Origin of the sequence: Methylobacterium sp. E-066 (genome assembly GCF_022829635.1) — a bacterium.
Lineage (GTDB): Bacteria > Pseudomonadota > Alphaproteobacteria > Rhizobiales > Beijerinckiaceae > Methylobacterium.
Window position 1 is genome coordinate 248,197 of record NZ_JAKSYO010000183.1, and the last position, 13,626, is coordinate 261,822.

Annotated in this window: 17 protein-coding genes; 16 read left to right on the forward strand and 1 reads right to left on the reverse strand. The window is 70.1% G+C overall.

Going from position 1 to position 13,626, the window contains the following annotated elements; all coding sequences use genetic code 11:
- The first annotated feature begins 29 nt into the window (after positions 1-29).
- The 8 genes from MKL20_RS27340 (at position 30) to MKL20_RS27375 (ending at position 5,450) form a co-directional block, all read left to right on the forward strand.
- Positions 30-410, forward strand: coding sequence for a head decoration protein (locus tag MKL20_RS27340; protein ID WP_244039292.1), 381 nt, complete (start codon positions 30-32; stop codon positions 408-410).
- Between the two features lie 67 nt (positions 411-477).
- Positions 478-1,518, forward strand: coding sequence for a major capsid protein (locus MKL20_RS27345; RefSeq protein WP_244039293.1), 1,041 nt, complete (start codon positions 478-480; stop codon positions 1,516-1,518).
- Positions 1,519-1,619: 101 nt separating this feature from the next.
- Positions 1,620-1,871, forward strand: coding sequence for a hypothetical protein (locus MKL20_RS27350; protein WP_244039294.1), 252 nt, complete (start codon positions 1,620-1,622; stop codon positions 1,869-1,871).
- 10 nt (positions 1,872-1,881) lie between these two features.
- A complete protein-coding gene (locus tag MKL20_RS27355; RefSeq protein WP_244039295.1) occupies positions 1,882-2,313 on the forward strand; it encodes a hypothetical protein in 432 nt (143 codons plus the stop codon).
- Entirely contained in the window at positions 2,310-3,107 is a 798-nt protein-coding gene (locus tag MKL20_RS27360; RefSeq protein WP_244039296.1) for a hypothetical protein, read from the forward strand. Before MKL20_RS27355 ends, MKL20_RS27360 begins: the two co-directional genes overlap by 4 nt.
- 8 nt (positions 3,108-3,115) lie before the next feature.
- Complete coding sequence (locus MKL20_RS27365; RefSeq protein ID WP_244039297.1) at positions 3,116-3,340, forward strand: DUF2635 domain-containing protein; 225 nt, start codon at positions 3,116-3,118, stop codon at positions 3,338-3,340.
- Between the two features lie 91 nt (positions 3,341-3,431).
- Positions 3,432-4,970, forward strand: a complete 1,539-nt coding sequence (locus MKL20_RS27370) for a hypothetical protein (RefSeq protein WP_244039298.1) — start codon at positions 3,432-3,434, stop codon at positions 4,968-4,970.
- Between the two features lie 108 nt (positions 4,971-5,078).
- Positions 5,079-5,450, forward strand: coding sequence for a phage tail tube protein (locus MKL20_RS27375; RefSeq protein WP_244039299.1), 372 nt, complete (start codon positions 5,079-5,081; stop codon positions 5,448-5,450).
- 8 nt (positions 5,451-5,458) lie between these two features.
- Here MKL20_RS27375 and MKL20_RS27380 read toward each other — a convergent pair whose 3' ends face one another.
- Positions 5,459-5,788, reverse strand: a complete 330-nt coding sequence (locus MKL20_RS27380) for a hypothetical protein (RefSeq protein ID WP_244039300.1) — start codon at positions 5,786-5,788, stop codon at positions 5,459-5,461.
- 46 nt (positions 5,789-5,834) lie between these two features.
- Here MKL20_RS27380 and MKL20_RS27385 point away from each other — a divergent pair, with 46 nt between their 5' ends.
- The 8 genes from MKL20_RS27385 to MKL20_RS27420 all read left to right on the forward strand — a co-directional run.
- A complete protein-coding gene (locus MKL20_RS27385) occupies positions 5,835-6,224 on the forward strand; it encodes a hypothetical protein (RefSeq protein ID WP_244039301.1) in 390 nt (129 codons plus the stop codon).
- Between the two features lie 91 nt (positions 6,225-6,315).
- A complete protein-coding gene (locus MKL20_RS27390; RefSeq protein ID WP_244039302.1) occupies positions 6,316-9,600 on the forward strand; it encodes a phage tail tape measure protein in 3,285 nt (1,094 codons plus the stop codon).
- Positions 9,601-9,612: 12 nt separating this feature from the next.
- Complete coding sequence (locus tag MKL20_RS27395) at positions 9,613-10,146, forward strand: DNA circularization N-terminal domain-containing protein (protein ID WP_244039303.1); 534 nt, start codon at positions 9,613-9,615, stop codon at positions 10,144-10,146.
- Positions 10,147-10,163: 17 nt separating this feature from the next.
- Entirely contained in the window at positions 10,164-10,907 is a 744-nt protein-coding gene (locus MKL20_RS27400; RefSeq protein ID WP_244039304.1) for a hypothetical protein, read from the forward strand.
- Positions 10,907-12,016, forward strand: coding sequence for a phage baseplate assembly protein (locus MKL20_RS27405; RefSeq protein ID WP_244039305.1), 1,110 nt, complete (start codon positions 10,907-10,909; stop codon positions 12,014-12,016). The genes MKL20_RS27400 and MKL20_RS27405 overlap by 1 nt, the downstream gene beginning before the upstream one ends.
- The gene (locus tag MKL20_RS27410; RefSeq protein WP_244039306.1) at positions 12,013-12,504 is read left to right on the forward strand and encodes a phage baseplate assembly protein; all 492 of its coding nucleotides are present in this window, start codon (positions 12,013-12,015) and stop codon (positions 12,502-12,504) included. The genes MKL20_RS27405 and MKL20_RS27410 overlap by 4 nt, the downstream gene beginning before the upstream one ends.
- A 31-nt stretch (positions 12,505-12,535) precedes the next feature.
- Positions 12,536-13,072, forward strand: a complete 537-nt coding sequence (locus tag MKL20_RS27415; protein WP_244039307.1) for a phage GP46 family protein — start codon at positions 12,536-12,538, stop codon at positions 13,070-13,072.
- The coding region (locus MKL20_RS27420; RefSeq protein ID WP_244039308.1) for a baseplate J/gp47 family protein at positions 13,059-13,626 on the forward strand (568 nt) is incomplete at its 3' end. The genes MKL20_RS27415 and MKL20_RS27420, both read left to right, overlap by 14 nt.

Genomic DNA, 13,626 nt, shown 5'->3' on the forward strand with positions numbered 1-13,626 from the left:
ACCCTCCCTCCCGCAGCCGGAGCGCCGCGATGACCGACTACGCCATGTACGACCCGACCTCGCTGCGCTGCGGCGTCAGCCAGCGTGATCGGCAGATCACCGTCGCTTCCGGCGCGAACGCTTCCGGCGCCGTGCTCAAGCGCGGCACCATGCTCGGCCGGGTGACCGCGACCGACAAGTATGTCCTGAGCGTCAAGACCGCGAACGACGGCAGCCAAGTGCCGGCGATGGTTCTGGCCTTCGAGATCGACGCCTCGGCCTCCGACGTCGTCTGCTCAGGCTACGACGACGGCGAGTTCGTCGCCGAGAAGATGACCTTCGACGCGAGCTGGACCGCCGCGACCCTGGAGGCCGCGCTGCGCGCCGCGGGCTCGAAGATCTACGTCCGCTCGGCCGGCGTCCTCGGCTGAACCCACCCACCCTTCCCGGCAATCCTCAGGGCCCCTCGCGGGCCCTTTTCTTTTGGAGCCCGCGACCATGGCGCTCGACGTCAACTCCACCGCCCAGCTGCTCGGCGCCTTCGGCGTCCTCGACCGCCCGAGCCGGTTCATCCTGGACACGTTCTTCAAGTTCTTCCAGCAGTTCGACACCGAAGAGGTGTTCTTCGACCAGGTGCAGCGTGCCCGGCGCCTGGCCGCGTTCGTCTCCGACACCGTCGAGGGCCAGATCCTGCCCTCGCGCGGCTACGCCACCAAGAGCTTCACGCCGCCCACCGTGCGCCCGAAGCACGTGGTCGAGCCGTTCAAGGCGCTCAAGCGCCGCGTCGGCGAGCGCCTGCTCGGCGAGCTGACCCCGGAGCAGCGCTTCGACCTGACAATCCTCGACAACATGCTGCTGCAGGACGACGCGATCACCCGGACCGAGATCTGGATGGCGCTGCAGCTTCTGCTCTCCGGCTCCGTGGTGTGTCAGGGGCCGAAGTATCCGTCCAAGACGCTCAGCATGGGCCGCGATCCCAGCTTGACCGTGGCGCTGACCGGCGCCCTGCGTTGGGGCCAGACCGGCGTCGATCCGCTCCAGAACATCCGCGCCTGGTCGACCCAGGTCCAGCGGGTGTCCGGCTTCAAGCCGCGCACTGTGCTGCTCGACCCGCTCGCCGGCGACATGCTGATCAACTCGGCGACCGTCACGAAGGTGATGAACTCGTACCGGCAGACCGCCGGTAACATCGACCTCGCCGGCAAGACCACCGGCGGCGCGGTCGGCCAGGAGGTCGCGTTCCTCGGCTCGCTGCCCGAGTTCGACTTCTGGCAGTACCAGGAGCTCTACGAGGACGACAACGGCGTGATCCAGCAGTTCATGCCGAACAACACGGTGATCCTGGCCAACATCGACGCGCTCCAGGGCATCAAGACCTACGGCGCCGTGCGTGATCGTCGGGCCGGCTTTAAAGCCATGCCGCGCTTCCCCAAGGTTTGGGACGTCGAGGAGCCCGCCACCACGCTGCAGAACATGGCCTCCGCGCCGCTGCCGCTGTTCGGCTGGATCAACGCCTCGCTGGCCGCGACCGTCGCCTGATCGCTCACGGGCCGGCTCCCGCCGGCCCGTCTCGCCGGGCGCCGTGCCGCCCGCCGGCCCATTCGCCGGCCTGACCCCTCATTCGAATTCGGAGGCGCCCCATGGCGACCAAGACCATCGTCGCGAACGTCACGCTGCACCTGCCCGGCAAGGGCCACGAGCCGTTCAAGATCGACGCCAACGGTGCCGTCGCCGGCGGCAAGTACGTGGTGAAGGCCGTGCCGCCCGGCACGCCGGTCGAACTCGACGGCGACGAGGCCGACGCCCTGATCGCGGCCAAGATGGCCGAGGAATACAAGCCGGCCGAAACCGAGAAGGCCGCGCCGGCCAAGACCGACAAGCAGCCCGCCTGAGGCCGGTCCCATGCCGTTCGAGGACGAGTGGCTCGCGCGGCAGGGTGAGCTCGATGCCGCCTTCAGCGAGGACTTCATCCTCGAACCGCAGGCGCCGCCCGATCTGCCGAGCCGGCCGGGGCGGGGAGATGTCAACGCCCGCGCGGTGTCGAGCTCGGCGCGGCCGGCGCTGCCGTTCACGGGGACGTTCGTCGACGCCGGCGCGACCCTGCATGCCCACGGCCGGCGCATGGCGGACAGCGCCTCGCACGGCATCGCTGCCGAGCGGCCGATGATCGACGTGCCTGAGGCGGCGCTGCCGCAGCGACCGCAGGTCGGCGACATCATCCGGCGTCTCAAGACCGGCGCCATCTTCACCGTCCAGGCGTATCTGCCGGAAGCGCCGGTCCGTGCTTGGATCTATCTCGCCGAGGGCGAGCGTCGCCAGGATCAGCCCCGATGAGCCTGATGCGCACGGCGCTGCGCCTTCAGGCGATCGAGGCGCTCAACAGCGACCCCGTGATCGACGCGATGGTCCAGGGGCGCGTCTACGACTCCCGCATCGCGAATTTCGACCACCGCGAGCCGGTCCCAACGATCCTCCTCACCTCCGAGGAGACGAAGGGCGAGGCCTGGTCTCACCAGAATGGTGGCGCTCCGTTCGGGCTCTCCTGCGACCTGGTCCTGGAGATCGCGATGAACGCGGTCGCGCAGGTGAGTGTGGAGGGACAAGATCCGTTCGAGGCGATCGGCTACGCCGCTACCGACCGGGAACTGGAAGCGGAGCTCGACCTCCTCGAGGAGCGTGCGATCGACATCCTAACCCGCGGCGAAACCGGGTCTGCGCAGCTGCTGCGCGGGGCGGTGATCAAGCGGGTGCCGACCGTGGCCTGCTCGCGGTTCGCCACGGATCAGACCGGCGAGAAGTTCGCCGTCCACCTCGTGACGCTGCGCATCGAGCTGTTCACGCCCGAGGACGCGGATCCGTTCGCTGTGCCGACCGGCCCGTACGCGCTGTTGCCGGAGCCCCTGCGCACGATCGCCGCGGCCAGCGACCCGGACGGCTCCGTGCGCTCGACCTGCGACCTCCTCGTGAGACGTCTCTCGCCGCTCCCGGCGCCGTCCGAGCCCGCGCCCTTCTCCGGCGCCAACATGATCCTGGCCCCGCAGGTCCTCGACGCGAAGGACGCGCCGGACCGCGCCGCCGACATCGCCGCCGGTCGCACCATCGCGATCGCCGCCAACGCCCCGCAATGAGGCCCCCGATGCGCAAGCACGTCGCCCCCGTCCTGGCCCAGGCCTCGATCCCCGATCCCGAGCGCGGCGGCTTCCTGCCGCCCGAGGGGCGTGCGGTCAGCTGGACCCCGTACTGGGCCGGCATGGCCGCGCGCGAGGAGATCACGGTGGCCGAGGCGCCGGACGAGCCGGCCGCCGCAGCCGAAGCCTCCCTGCCCACCGCCGACGCGCACGAGGCGCACCCGGACGCCTGACCCCTGAGGCCGCCCGCGGCCTCGACCCCTCACCCCTCCCGCATCCAGGCCGTCCCTCCGGGCGGCCTTTTTCTTTGGAGCGAGCCCGGACATGGCCGTCGCCTTCAACAACATGCCCGGCGATATCCGGGTGCCGCTGTTCTACGCCGAGGTGAATGCCGGCGTGCCGCCCTATTCGGGCCTGTCGCGCCAGATCCTGATGGGCCGGGCGCTGGCGAGCTCGCCGCTGGCCGCACTGAAGCCGCAGAACATCGGCTCGGCCGACCCGAATTACCTGGCCGGCAAGGGCTCGATGCTCGCCGACATGATTGCCTGGGCGCGCGCCGGTAACCCGACCGGCGAGCTGTGGGTGATGAACGTCGGCGATCCCGTGGGCGGTGTGGCCGCCACCGGCTCGATCGCCATCACCGGCACCGCGACCCAGTCGGGCACGCTCGTGCGCTACGTCGCCGGCGAGCGCTACTCGGTCCCGGTCGCGCTGAACGACACCGCCGCGACCGTCGCCGCCAACCTCGCGGCCAAGATCAACGCCGGCTACACCCGCTTCAACCGCCGGATGGGCGCCCCGGTCGCGGCGACCGTGGCCACCGGGACCGTGACGCTGACGGGCAACCACGTCGGCACCGAGTACAACGGCGTCCGCATCGAGACCGGTCTCGACGGCGACGAGCTGGAGATCCCCGGCCTGACCGTGGCGATCACCCCTATGTCCGGGGGCACCGGCGAGGTCGACATGGCGGCTGCGCTGGCCGCGTTCGCCTCCACGCAGTTCGACTGGATCGGCGGGCCGTACGCCTCGCTCGCCCAGCTCAACGCGGCGCGCGACTTCCTGTCCGACTCCGGCTCGGGCCGCTGGGCCCCGACGGTCGGCCTCGACGGGCACTACCTGACCGCGCTCAACGGCAACCTGTCGACGCTGACGACCCTGGGCGCGGCGCGCAACGACCGCCACACCTCGATCCTCGCGTGCCTGAACTACCCGCATCCGCTGTGGTCGATCGTGGCCGGTGTCGGTGGCCTGACCGCGTTCTCGAAGAACCTCGGGCGCGCGCTCACCGAGGCGGTGGAGATCGCCCGGCCGCTGCAGACGATCGTGGTGACCGGCCTGCGCCCGCCGAAGTCTCTGTCCGACCGCTGGGCACTCGCCGACCGCGACAGCCTGTACCACAACGGCCTCTCGGCGCTGAACGTGAACGCCGACGGCACGGTGGCGATCGACCGGATCCTGACGACCTACCAGTTCAACGCCTACGGCTCGGCCGACATCACGTTCCTGGGCGTGGAGACGATGGCGATCGCCGCCTACGTCAAGCGCTACCTCCGCCTGATCGTCACCTCGACCTACCCGCGGTCCGTCCTCAAGGACATCAATCCGAACGGGACGCAGGGCGTGGTCACCCCGAGCCAGATCCGCTCGACGCTGATCCACGCCTACACGCAGCTCTGCAACGTGGCGTGCCTGGTCGAGAAGGTCGAGCTGTTCGCCAAGTACCTCATCGTCGAGCGGTCGAGCGATCCGAACCGGGTCAACGCCTACCTGCCGACCGACGTCTCGAACCAGTTCACCGTGTTCGCGGCCAACATCACGATCTTCCCCGAGCTGACCGACGGCAACGCCGCGCTCCAGTAGCGCGCGACGCCCGCGGACGCGCCCTGAGGCCGTCCGCGGGCCCGGCGGCACTCATCCCCATCCCTGTCACAGCGCCGCGCCCGTGAGCGCGCTCCGGAGACCACAGCCATGTCCGGCAACAAGGGCGGGCGGTTCACGCTCGACATCAACGGCCAGACCTTCAGCGGGCGCGCCAAGGCGACGATCAACCCCGCCGGCGCCACGCGCGAGAACGTGGCCAATCAGGACGGTACGAAGTCGTCGATGGTGAAGCCCAAGCTCCCCTCGCTGGAGCTGACCTTCGACCGCGGCGTCGGCCTGGTCTGGGACGAGGACATGATGCTCCTCGATCTCAACGTCACTTTCGTCGAGACCGACGCGAAGCACACGCACCTGTTCACCGACGCATCGTGGTCGGGCGACCCGTCGATCGACACCGAGTCCGGCGAGGTCTCCGGCCTGAAGATCGAGTGCGCCTCGGCGAACTACCAGGTCACCTGATCCGAGCGCTACCGCCTCGGGTCGATCGCGAAGTTGACGATCCAGTAGGCGTTCGGGTCGCCCAGCCTGCGGATCTTCGACAGGCCCGAGGTCATCTCGCGCGTCTCCAGGACGATCTTGTCGCCCTTGTCGAAGACGCGGCAGGTCCCGGCGACACGGCCGCGGCGCCAGAGCTCGTCGGCGGCGCGGTTGTCCTTCTGGTCGATCAGCTCCAGCGCCCGGACCATCAGATCCCGGCTCTCGCACGCGATCATCTCCGTCTGGAGCTCGCCCGGCATCGCCGCCCTCGCCGCGCCCGCACAGCCGATCAGCGCGGCCGCAATCCCCAACCGCAGCATCCGACTCCCCCCACGTCCGGAGCGCATGCAAACACAGGTGCCGCCCGTGTCCAAGACCGTCCGCATCCCTCTCCCCGAGCCGATCGCCAGCCATGGCGGGCCGATCGCCGAGATCGTGCTGCGCCAGCCGACCTACGACGAGTACGTCTCGTGCGGCGGCGAGCCCTACTCGATCGGCGAGAGCGAGGACGGCGCGCTGTTCACCATTGAGAAGCCCGAGGTGATCTGGGCCTACGCGCAGGCCTGTATGGTCACGCCGAAGGACCCGCTGCTGCTGTCGCAGCTCGGCCCGGGCAACTGGACGGTGGCCCGCGAGGTGCGCAAGGCGGTCATGGGTTTTTTCCGGGCGCCCGCCGCGGCCAGCGCACCCTCGGAGACCTCGCCGACGACATCGTCTTCGAGCTCAACCAGCCCCTCGACGCCGTCGGCCGGCTGACGCCGACGCAGATCATCCACTGGTACGGCCGGGCGGTCGCCCGGGCGGAGAAGCGTAAGCGGGAGGCCGCACGCAGAGGGCATCGCTGATCATGGCCAGGATCATCGAAGCCAAGGCGGTCATCAGCGCGGAAGATCGCACCGGCAAGGTGCTCGACACCATCGCCCGTAAGTTCAAGGAAGCGGGCAAGAGCGCGAAGGTCGCCTCCGAGATCGCGCGCCTCGGCAAGGAGGCGAACGCCGCGCAGTCCAGCCTGAAGAGCGTCGACAACTTTCGGGCGGTGCAATCCTCGTTCGGACAGGCGCGGGCCGCGTACCGCGGGACGCAGCTCGAAGTCGCGCGCGTCGCCAAGGAGCTGGACAACGCCCGCAAGGCGGCGGCTCAGTTCGACGGCGTGCGCTCCTTCTCGAAGGGCGGCGCGGTCGCCCAGGAGATGGCGACCGCGCGCAAGCAGGTCTCCGACCTGGAGCGTCAGTTCGTGAGCGCGCAGCGCGCCGTGAAGGCCTCCGCTTCGACCTACGAGGCGCAGGCTGCTGCCCTGAAGGGTGTCGCGGCCGAACTGGGGGGATCGGGCCTGGCGATCGGCAAGCTCGTGGCCGAGGAAAACCGCCTGAAGGCCGCGATCGAGGGCGCGAACGGCGCGATGCGACGGCAGGAGCAGCTGCTCAAGGCCGAAAGCGGGTTCGCGGCAGGCATGGGCGCCGCCGGCAGCCGTCAGCACGCGAAGATCGCACAGGACCGCTATCTGACCGATGGGATGAGTGCGCCGGCGCGCGCCGCGCGCGCCCAGCAGGCGCAGGAGCGGCACGAGGCGACCCTGGCTCAAGCCGAGCGCCGCCAGGCGCGCAAAGACGCGTGGAAGGGCGCCGCCGGCATCGTCGGCCTCACCGCCGTACACAAGGCCGAGCATTTCGGCGGCCACTCGCTGCACACCTACCAGGAGTTCGATAACGAGCGTCGGTTCGGCAAGGCGGTGATGGGCCTGACGGATGAGGAGCAGAAGCCGCTCGTCGACCAGGCCGTGCACATGGGCGGCAGCACCCGCTACAACGACGTCCAAGTCCTTGAGGCCCAGCGCGAGCTCGCCGCGCGCGGCCTGAAGAAGGATCAGGTCATGGGCCTGATGGAGCCGGCCGCCGCGCTCGGGCAATCGCTGGATCTGCGCCTACCCGACGCGGTCAAGCAGATGGAAGGCGCGATCTTCGGGTTCAAGAAAGACATCTCAACCCTCGACGCGGCCAAGGCGTCGGCCAAGCGCACCGCAGATGTCCAGGTCAAAGCTGCGAAGATCTCGGGCATGACCCCTGAGGACATCAGCCAGACCTACAAGTACGGCGCGACCCCGGCCCGCATGGCCGGCCTGTCCGAGGAGACCCTGCTCGCGTTCGCCGGCATCTCGAAAAAGGCGAACATGGGCGGCGACGAGGCCGGCGTCGCGTTCCGCGCGCTCGTCGCCAACGCCATGTCGCCGACGCGCGGGGCGAAGGAAGCCATGCTCGCCAATGGCATGGACTACAAGAACTACCAAAAGATGCCGGACAAGATCGACACGGCGGCTTTCACCAAGACTGTCGCGGCGACCTACGGCGTTCAGCTCGACAAGGCGACACAGGGCGCGCTCAACAAGATCTTCACCGACAAGAAGATGATCGCCGACCCGTCGAAGTTCACGCCGGCGGTGATGAACCTACTGTCAGAGAACCTCGACGGCGACGATGCCAAGTCTAAGAAGAGCATCGCGGGCTTGGCCAACCGGTTCCGCGACAAGAGCATGAAGGGGGTCGACACCGATCGCTTGGTCGCCGATCTGATGACGGCGATCCCGAAGAACCCGGCGCTCGCCAACGCCATCTTCGGCTCGAAGCAGGGCGCCCGCATCGCCAACGCGCTGGGCGACCCAGAGACCTTCAAGCATATGCTTGAGGAGCTGCTCCATCACGCCGACGGATACTCCGACAAGGTTTCCTCCGAGCGCAATGCCGGCTTCGATGGCGCCAAGCGCCGCCTGGACGGCGCTATCACCAACGTGGAGACGAAACTCGGCCGCGCCTGGGACAACGATGGCAACGGCGGCGCCCTGACCTGGATCACCGACAAGATCGGCCACCTCACGCAGTCGTTCGCGGAGCTGGACAACGGGGTGGTGCGGGTCGCAAGCGTCATCGCGGCCTTCGGCACGGCCTTCGTCGGCATCAAGAGCTTGGGGCTGCTCACCAGCGGCTTCGGCCTGGCGCCGGCGGCGACCGCACTCACTGCGTCGGCGGCAGCCCTCGACGCGGCCGCGCTGAAGCTCGGCGCGGGTGGCGCTCTGGGCGGAGCGGCCGGCGAAGCAGCCAAGACTGCGGGCGCTGGGGCCGCCGGCGCCGGCATCACCGCCGGCGGCCTCGTGACCGGCGGCGTGATCCTCGGGGGCGCCGTCGGCGGCGCCTACCTCGATGCGGGGATCTCGGGTGCCACCGGCGGTATCGGCGACCTCATGCGGTATCGCGAGCAGATGCACGCGGATGCCGAGGCGGCCAAGCGCCTGGGCTACGGGTCCTTCACCACGCTGCCCAAGCGCGAGATGCTGCCGGGCGCCGATGCCACGGGTCCGGCAGCCACGACGGTCGAAGGATCGGGCGGCCTGATCCACGACTTCCTGTGGGGGCGCAAGAAGACCAGCGTCGCGCTCCCGAATTTCGGTTTGGGTGCGATGCGGATGCCCGGCGATCCTCTGCCGGAGACGCAAGGCCCCGTCGCGCCGCGTGCGGTCCCGCTCCCGCCCGAGCGCCCTCGTGAGTTCGGCGGCGGTACGGTACCGGTCGAGGTGGTCTCGCTGCCGAAGACCGACCGTGCTCCCGATGGCAGCAACGCGCCGGGCGCGCCCAAGACGTTGCCCGGCGGAGCGGACGCGGCCGCGGGCTTTCCGACCACGGTCGAGCGGTCGCGTGGGTTCTGGGGCGACCTGCTCCGGGGTCCGGAGGTGACATCGCAAGGATTGCCGGGCTTCGGATCCGGGGGGAAGACGCTCCCGGTCGAGGTGGTCTCGATGCCGGCCAGCGCGGATCGTTCCGGGCAGGCCGACGCCTTGCGCAACACCCTGGACAGGGCGGCCAGCGCCTCGGCGACGCAAGCCAACGGCGGTAAGCCGCTGGAGGCCACGGTCAAGCCGGACCAGATCACCGCCAAGGTGACGGAAATGCCACCGGTGACCGGCGAGGCGACGGTCACGCTGCAACCGCAGCGCATCATCGTCGAGCTCAACAGCGACATGCTCACGGCCAAGATCGCCGGGGCCGTCGCGAGCCAGACGGCCAAGATGCCGCTCACCTCGTCGGGTGCGCGGCCGGGCGCCGTGTCCATGCCGGGGGCGGCGACGACACCAGGCGCGCAGTAGCAGGAAACCGCCATGCGCGACTGGATCGCAACCCTGCGCGGCGCCTCCTTCGCGGGGGTGCCGTTCCACGTCGACGACGAGGCGATCCCGAAAACCGGGCGCCGCGTCGTCACCCACGAATACTCGAAGGCCGAGACACACGACACGGAGGACATGGGGCGGCTGCCCCGGGAATTCCGGATCAAGGCGTACATCGCCAACGACCGCGCCGATAGCGACGTCCAGGCCCTCGTCGAGGCCTGCTCGACCGAGGGCGAGTTCACCCTCGTCCTGCCGTTCTTCGGGCCGCAGGAGGTTCGGTGCACGGGCTGCGCCCCGTCGCACAAGAAGGACCGGCTCGGCTACGTCGAGATCGACCTGGAGTTCATCGAGGCCTCCGGCGACGACGGCGCGGGGGGCGGCTTCGATGGGGCCGGGAGCTTCGGCCTCCTGGATCTCGGCGACCGGATCGCCGCCTCGGCCCTCGATGGCCTCGCCGACGCCGTATCCGAGGCGATCGGCGCCTACGTGCCCGACGAGATCGCCGGGTTCCTCCCGCCCTTCTGACCGACCGCGGAGACGCCATGGCCTCGCCCCCGTCCTCGGCGATTGCGGGGGCGGCCGCCGCGGCGTCGCGCCTGGCCGACGTCGTCGCCGACCTCGCGCGCGCGCTGCCGATCCCGACGGCCGAGGCGCAGGCGGCGAGCTCGGCCTGCCGCCGGATCGGCTGGATCTCCGCGCCCCGGGTGCTGGGTCCGGTCGATGTGGCGGCGATCGCCGCGAGCCTCGTGGGGACCGTCCAGGCGGTGGCCCGCGCCGGGGAGGCGGCGGACGCCGCAGCCGGCCTGTACGCGGCGGCCGCGGCGACGCAAGGGTGCGCGCCATCCTCGGCTTCGCCGGCCTTGACCCGGAGCTACAGCCTCGCCCGGGCCCTGTGCGTCGCCGTCGAGATGGCCTGCCTCGGCGAGGCTTTCGTCGCGGAGGCCCGCACCGGGTTCGCCGATCGGCAGTCCGCCAGCGCCGCGCGCGTGCGGATCCGCGCCGCCTACGACGGCGCCGCCGACCGGGTCGCGGCCGCCCTCGGTCAGGACGTCCTCGCCATCCTCGATACCGCCGCGCGCGAGACGTCGGCCTACCTCGTCCAGGAGGCCGCCTCGCTCCAACCTGTGATCCGCGTCGACGCCGCGGCGTCGTTCCCGGCCGCCTCGCTCGCCTGGTCGCTCTACGGCGATCCGGAACGCGCCGGCGAGCTGATGGACCGCAACGCCGTCGGGACCCCATTCCACATGCCGGCCACGATCGAGGCCGTCTCGCCGGGTAAGCGCTGATGCCCTTCGTCGAGGAGATCGTCACCCTCACGGTCGACGGTCAGGTGCTGATCGGCTGGCAGGACGTGTCCCTCGACCGCTCGCAGGAGTCGGCCGAGATCTCGTTCAGCCTCGGGGCGACGAACCCCTCTTGGAGCGACGCGGCCAAGCGCCTGCGTCACGGCAAGGAGATCGAGATCCGCACCTCCGCGGTCGGCGGTCGGGCGCGACCGGGCCGCGGCGATCTGCTCTGTTCCGGCCACATCGGTGGCTACGGCGCCAAGTACGCAAAGACCAAGCAGGTCACGGTCGACGGCAAATCGAAATCCGCCGACGCCGTCGACTGCCATCCGGTCAAGCATAAGACCGGGCGGTTCGAGAACAAGACCCTCCTGGAGATCGCCAAGGAACTCGACGAGGTCCGGTGCGGCTTCAAGACCGACCAGCAGCTGACCAAGATCCCCAAGGTCCAGCGCCAGCCGCACGACACGATCTTCCAGACGGTCGAGCGCGAGGCGCGCCGGCTGGGCTTGATGCTCTCGGGGCAGCCGGACGGCTCGATCAACATCACCCGGGCCGGCACGAAGCGGCACGCCGGCGCACTCATCCTCGGTCAGTCACCGGTCGAGGAGATGGACGTCAAGATCAAGTGCGGCGACAAGTATTCGCACTACGTCGCACGGGGACAGCGGGCGCGGGGCGTCGGCAAGGACAATCTCCGGCAAGAGGAGACGGAGCGGGACCCGAGCGTCAAGCGCAACCGGCCGCTACTGATCATCCCCGAGGGGGATTGGTCGAAGAAGGAACTGAAGAAGCGCCTGCGCTGGGAGCGCCTGCGCCGCGCTTCTTTCGGCACGACGATCAGCGTGAAGGTCGCGACCTGGCGTGACGAGGCCGGTCAGCTCTGGGAGCCCGGCCGCCTGATGGCGATCGTCAACGAAGAGGAAGACATCGACGGGGACTACGCCCTTCAGACTGCCAACCTCCGCCAGGGCCAGCAGGAGGGCACGGTCGCCTACCTCACCTTCGTCGACCCGAAGGCTGCCGGCGGCAAGGAGGCGACCGACAAGTCTGACGGCGTGTTCGACCCGGGCGGCGGCATCGATGACGACGGGGAGGGTGAGGAGTGAGCCGCACCAACCTGTTCCGCGCCGAGCTGAAAGAGACCGACGACTCTGGCGAGATGCAGACCGGCGCCGGCTACGGCTACGCCGGCGAGGAGGTCGACAAGGTCCAGATCGTGCGCCAGCACGGTCTGGCCTCCCACGCGCCGAAGGGTTCGCACGGGATCGGCATCGCCGGCTCGGGCGAGCGTTCGCTCGTCGCCTTCCTCGGGCTCGAGCACCAGGATTACCGCCCGCGCGACCTGAAGGAGGGCAACACCACCCTCTACGACGCCAAGGGCAACGCCACGCGCTACCTCGGCGACGATGGCATCTGGCACGATGCGGCCGATCGCCCGCAGAAGATGACCGCGAAGACGCTCGGCCTGCAGGCGACCGAGACCGCCAGCCTCGGCGGCAGACGCGTCTACCTCGGCGGCGACGGTACGGACGGAACCTACGCACCGGTGATGACCGCGGAGGGGCCGTCCTCGGTGGTGTTCGCCAAGCTCTGACGCGGCCGCGCGCCGCCCCAGGATCCCGCCCATGCAGCTCACCCTGACCCCGCTCGCGGATGCGGGCGTGAGCCTGCTGCCGTTCGACATCGTGTGGAACGGCATCGTCGGGGATTTCGCGGTCTCCACCGGCGGCGACGACGGACCCGCCGGCGGCCTCGTCTCGGCCAACCCGCTGCGCACCGCGGTGCTGCTCTTGCTGTTCACGGACGCCCGCGCCGACGCGGCGTCGCTCCGGTTCGATCATCGGGGCGATCGCCGCGGCTGGCCCGGGGACGGCTTCGACATCGACGCGGCCGCCGGCGAGGCGCCGCTCGGGTCCCTGTTGTGGCTGTTCCGGCGCAGCGCGCTGCTCGACGCGACCGGTGCTCAGATCGAGGCGGAGGTACAGCGTGCGCTGAAGCCGCTGATCCGCCAGGGCGCCGCAGCCAGGATCACGACCTCGGCCGTCGTCGACAAGGCCAACGGCCGCGTCGCCCTCTCGGTCGGCCTCTACGGCCGGGACGGCTCGCAATCCTACTCGGACAAGTTCGACATCCTCTGGAGGCGGGCCGATGGCGGGCTATAGCGTTCGCTCGCTCACCGAGCTGTCCCAGGCCGCACGGAAATACTTCACCCAATCGATCGACGGCGCCGTCGCCTCGGTCTGGGCCAACACGTTCACGGTGCTGGCGAAGGTCCTGGCGCTGGTCGGCCAGGGCCTCGAACTGCGCCGCGCCTGGCTGGTGCGTCAGCTGTTTGCATCGACCGCCGATCGGCTCTGGCTGATCCGGCACGGGTTCGAGCTGGACCTGCAGCCGTTCCCGGCCGACACCGCGCTGGGCTCGGCGACCTTCCCGGCCGCCCCGGGGGTCGCCGTCCCGGCCGGCCTGCAATTCGCCCGCGCCGACGGGGCGACCTTCACCAGCGTCGCGGCGGTCACGCCCACCGGCTCGACCGTGTCGCTGTCGATCGAGGCGGATGTCGCCGGATCGGCCGGCAACACCGATGGCGGCACGGCGCTCACCCTGGTCGATGTCGACGACGCGCCCGCGGGCTTCGGCGGCGCCGGCACGGTCGATGCGGCCGCCGACGGCTCCGGCCTCGCCGGCGGCGCCGACGCCGAGGAGACCGAGGCTTTCC

Excerpts from the sequence above, each read along its gene's own strand:
- MKL20_RS27340 (WP_244039292.1), top strand. The coding sequence starts at position 30 with ATGACCGACTACGCCATGTACGACCCGACCTCGCTGCGCTGCGGCGTC.
- MKL20_RS27345 (WP_244039293.1), top strand. The coding sequence starts at position 478 with ATGGCGCTCGACGTCAACTCCACCGCCCAGCTGCTCGGCGCCTTCGGC.
- MKL20_RS27350 (WP_244039294.1), top strand. The coding sequence starts at position 1,620 with ATGGCGACCAAGACCATCGTCGCGAACGTCACGCTGCACCTGCCCGGC.
- MKL20_RS27355 (WP_244039295.1), top strand. The coding sequence starts at position 1,882 with ATGCCGTTCGAGGACGAGTGGCTCGCGCGGCAGGGTGAGCTCGATGCC.
- MKL20_RS27360 (WP_244039296.1), top strand. The coding sequence starts at position 2,310 with ATGAGCCTGATGCGCACGGCGCTGCGCCTTCAGGCGATCGAGGCGCTC.
- MKL20_RS27365 (WP_244039297.1), top strand. The coding sequence starts at position 3,116 with ATGCGCAAGCACGTCGCCCCCGTCCTGGCCCAGGCCTCGATCCCCGAT.
- MKL20_RS27370 (WP_244039298.1), top strand. The coding sequence starts at position 3,432 with ATGGCCGTCGCCTTCAACAACATGCCCGGCGATATCCGGGTGCCGCTG.
- MKL20_RS27375 (WP_244039299.1), top strand. The coding sequence starts at position 5,079 with ATGTCCGGCAACAAGGGCGGGCGGTTCACGCTCGACATCAACGGCCAG.
- MKL20_RS27380 (WP_244039300.1), bottom strand. The coding sequence starts at position 5,788 with ATGCTGCGGTTGGGGATTGCGGCCGCGCTGATCGGCTGTGCGGGCGCG.
- MKL20_RS27390 (WP_244039302.1), top strand. The coding sequence starts at position 6,316 with ATGGCCAGGATCATCGAAGCCAAGGCGGTCATCAGCGCGGAAGATCGC.
- MKL20_RS27395 (WP_244039303.1), top strand. The coding sequence starts at position 9,613 with ATGCGCGACTGGATCGCAACCCTGCGCGGCGCCTCCTTCGCGGGGGTG.
- MKL20_RS27400 (WP_244039304.1), top strand. The coding sequence starts at position 10,164 with ATGGCCTCGCCCCCGTCCTCGGCGATTGCGGGGGCGGCCGCCGCGGCG.
- MKL20_RS27405 (WP_244039305.1), top strand. The coding sequence starts at position 10,907 with ATGCCCTTCGTCGAGGAGATCGTCACCCTCACGGTCGACGGTCAGGTG.
- MKL20_RS27415 (WP_244039307.1), top strand. The coding sequence starts at position 12,536 with ATGCAGCTCACCCTGACCCCGCTCGCGGATGCGGGCGTGAGCCTGCTG.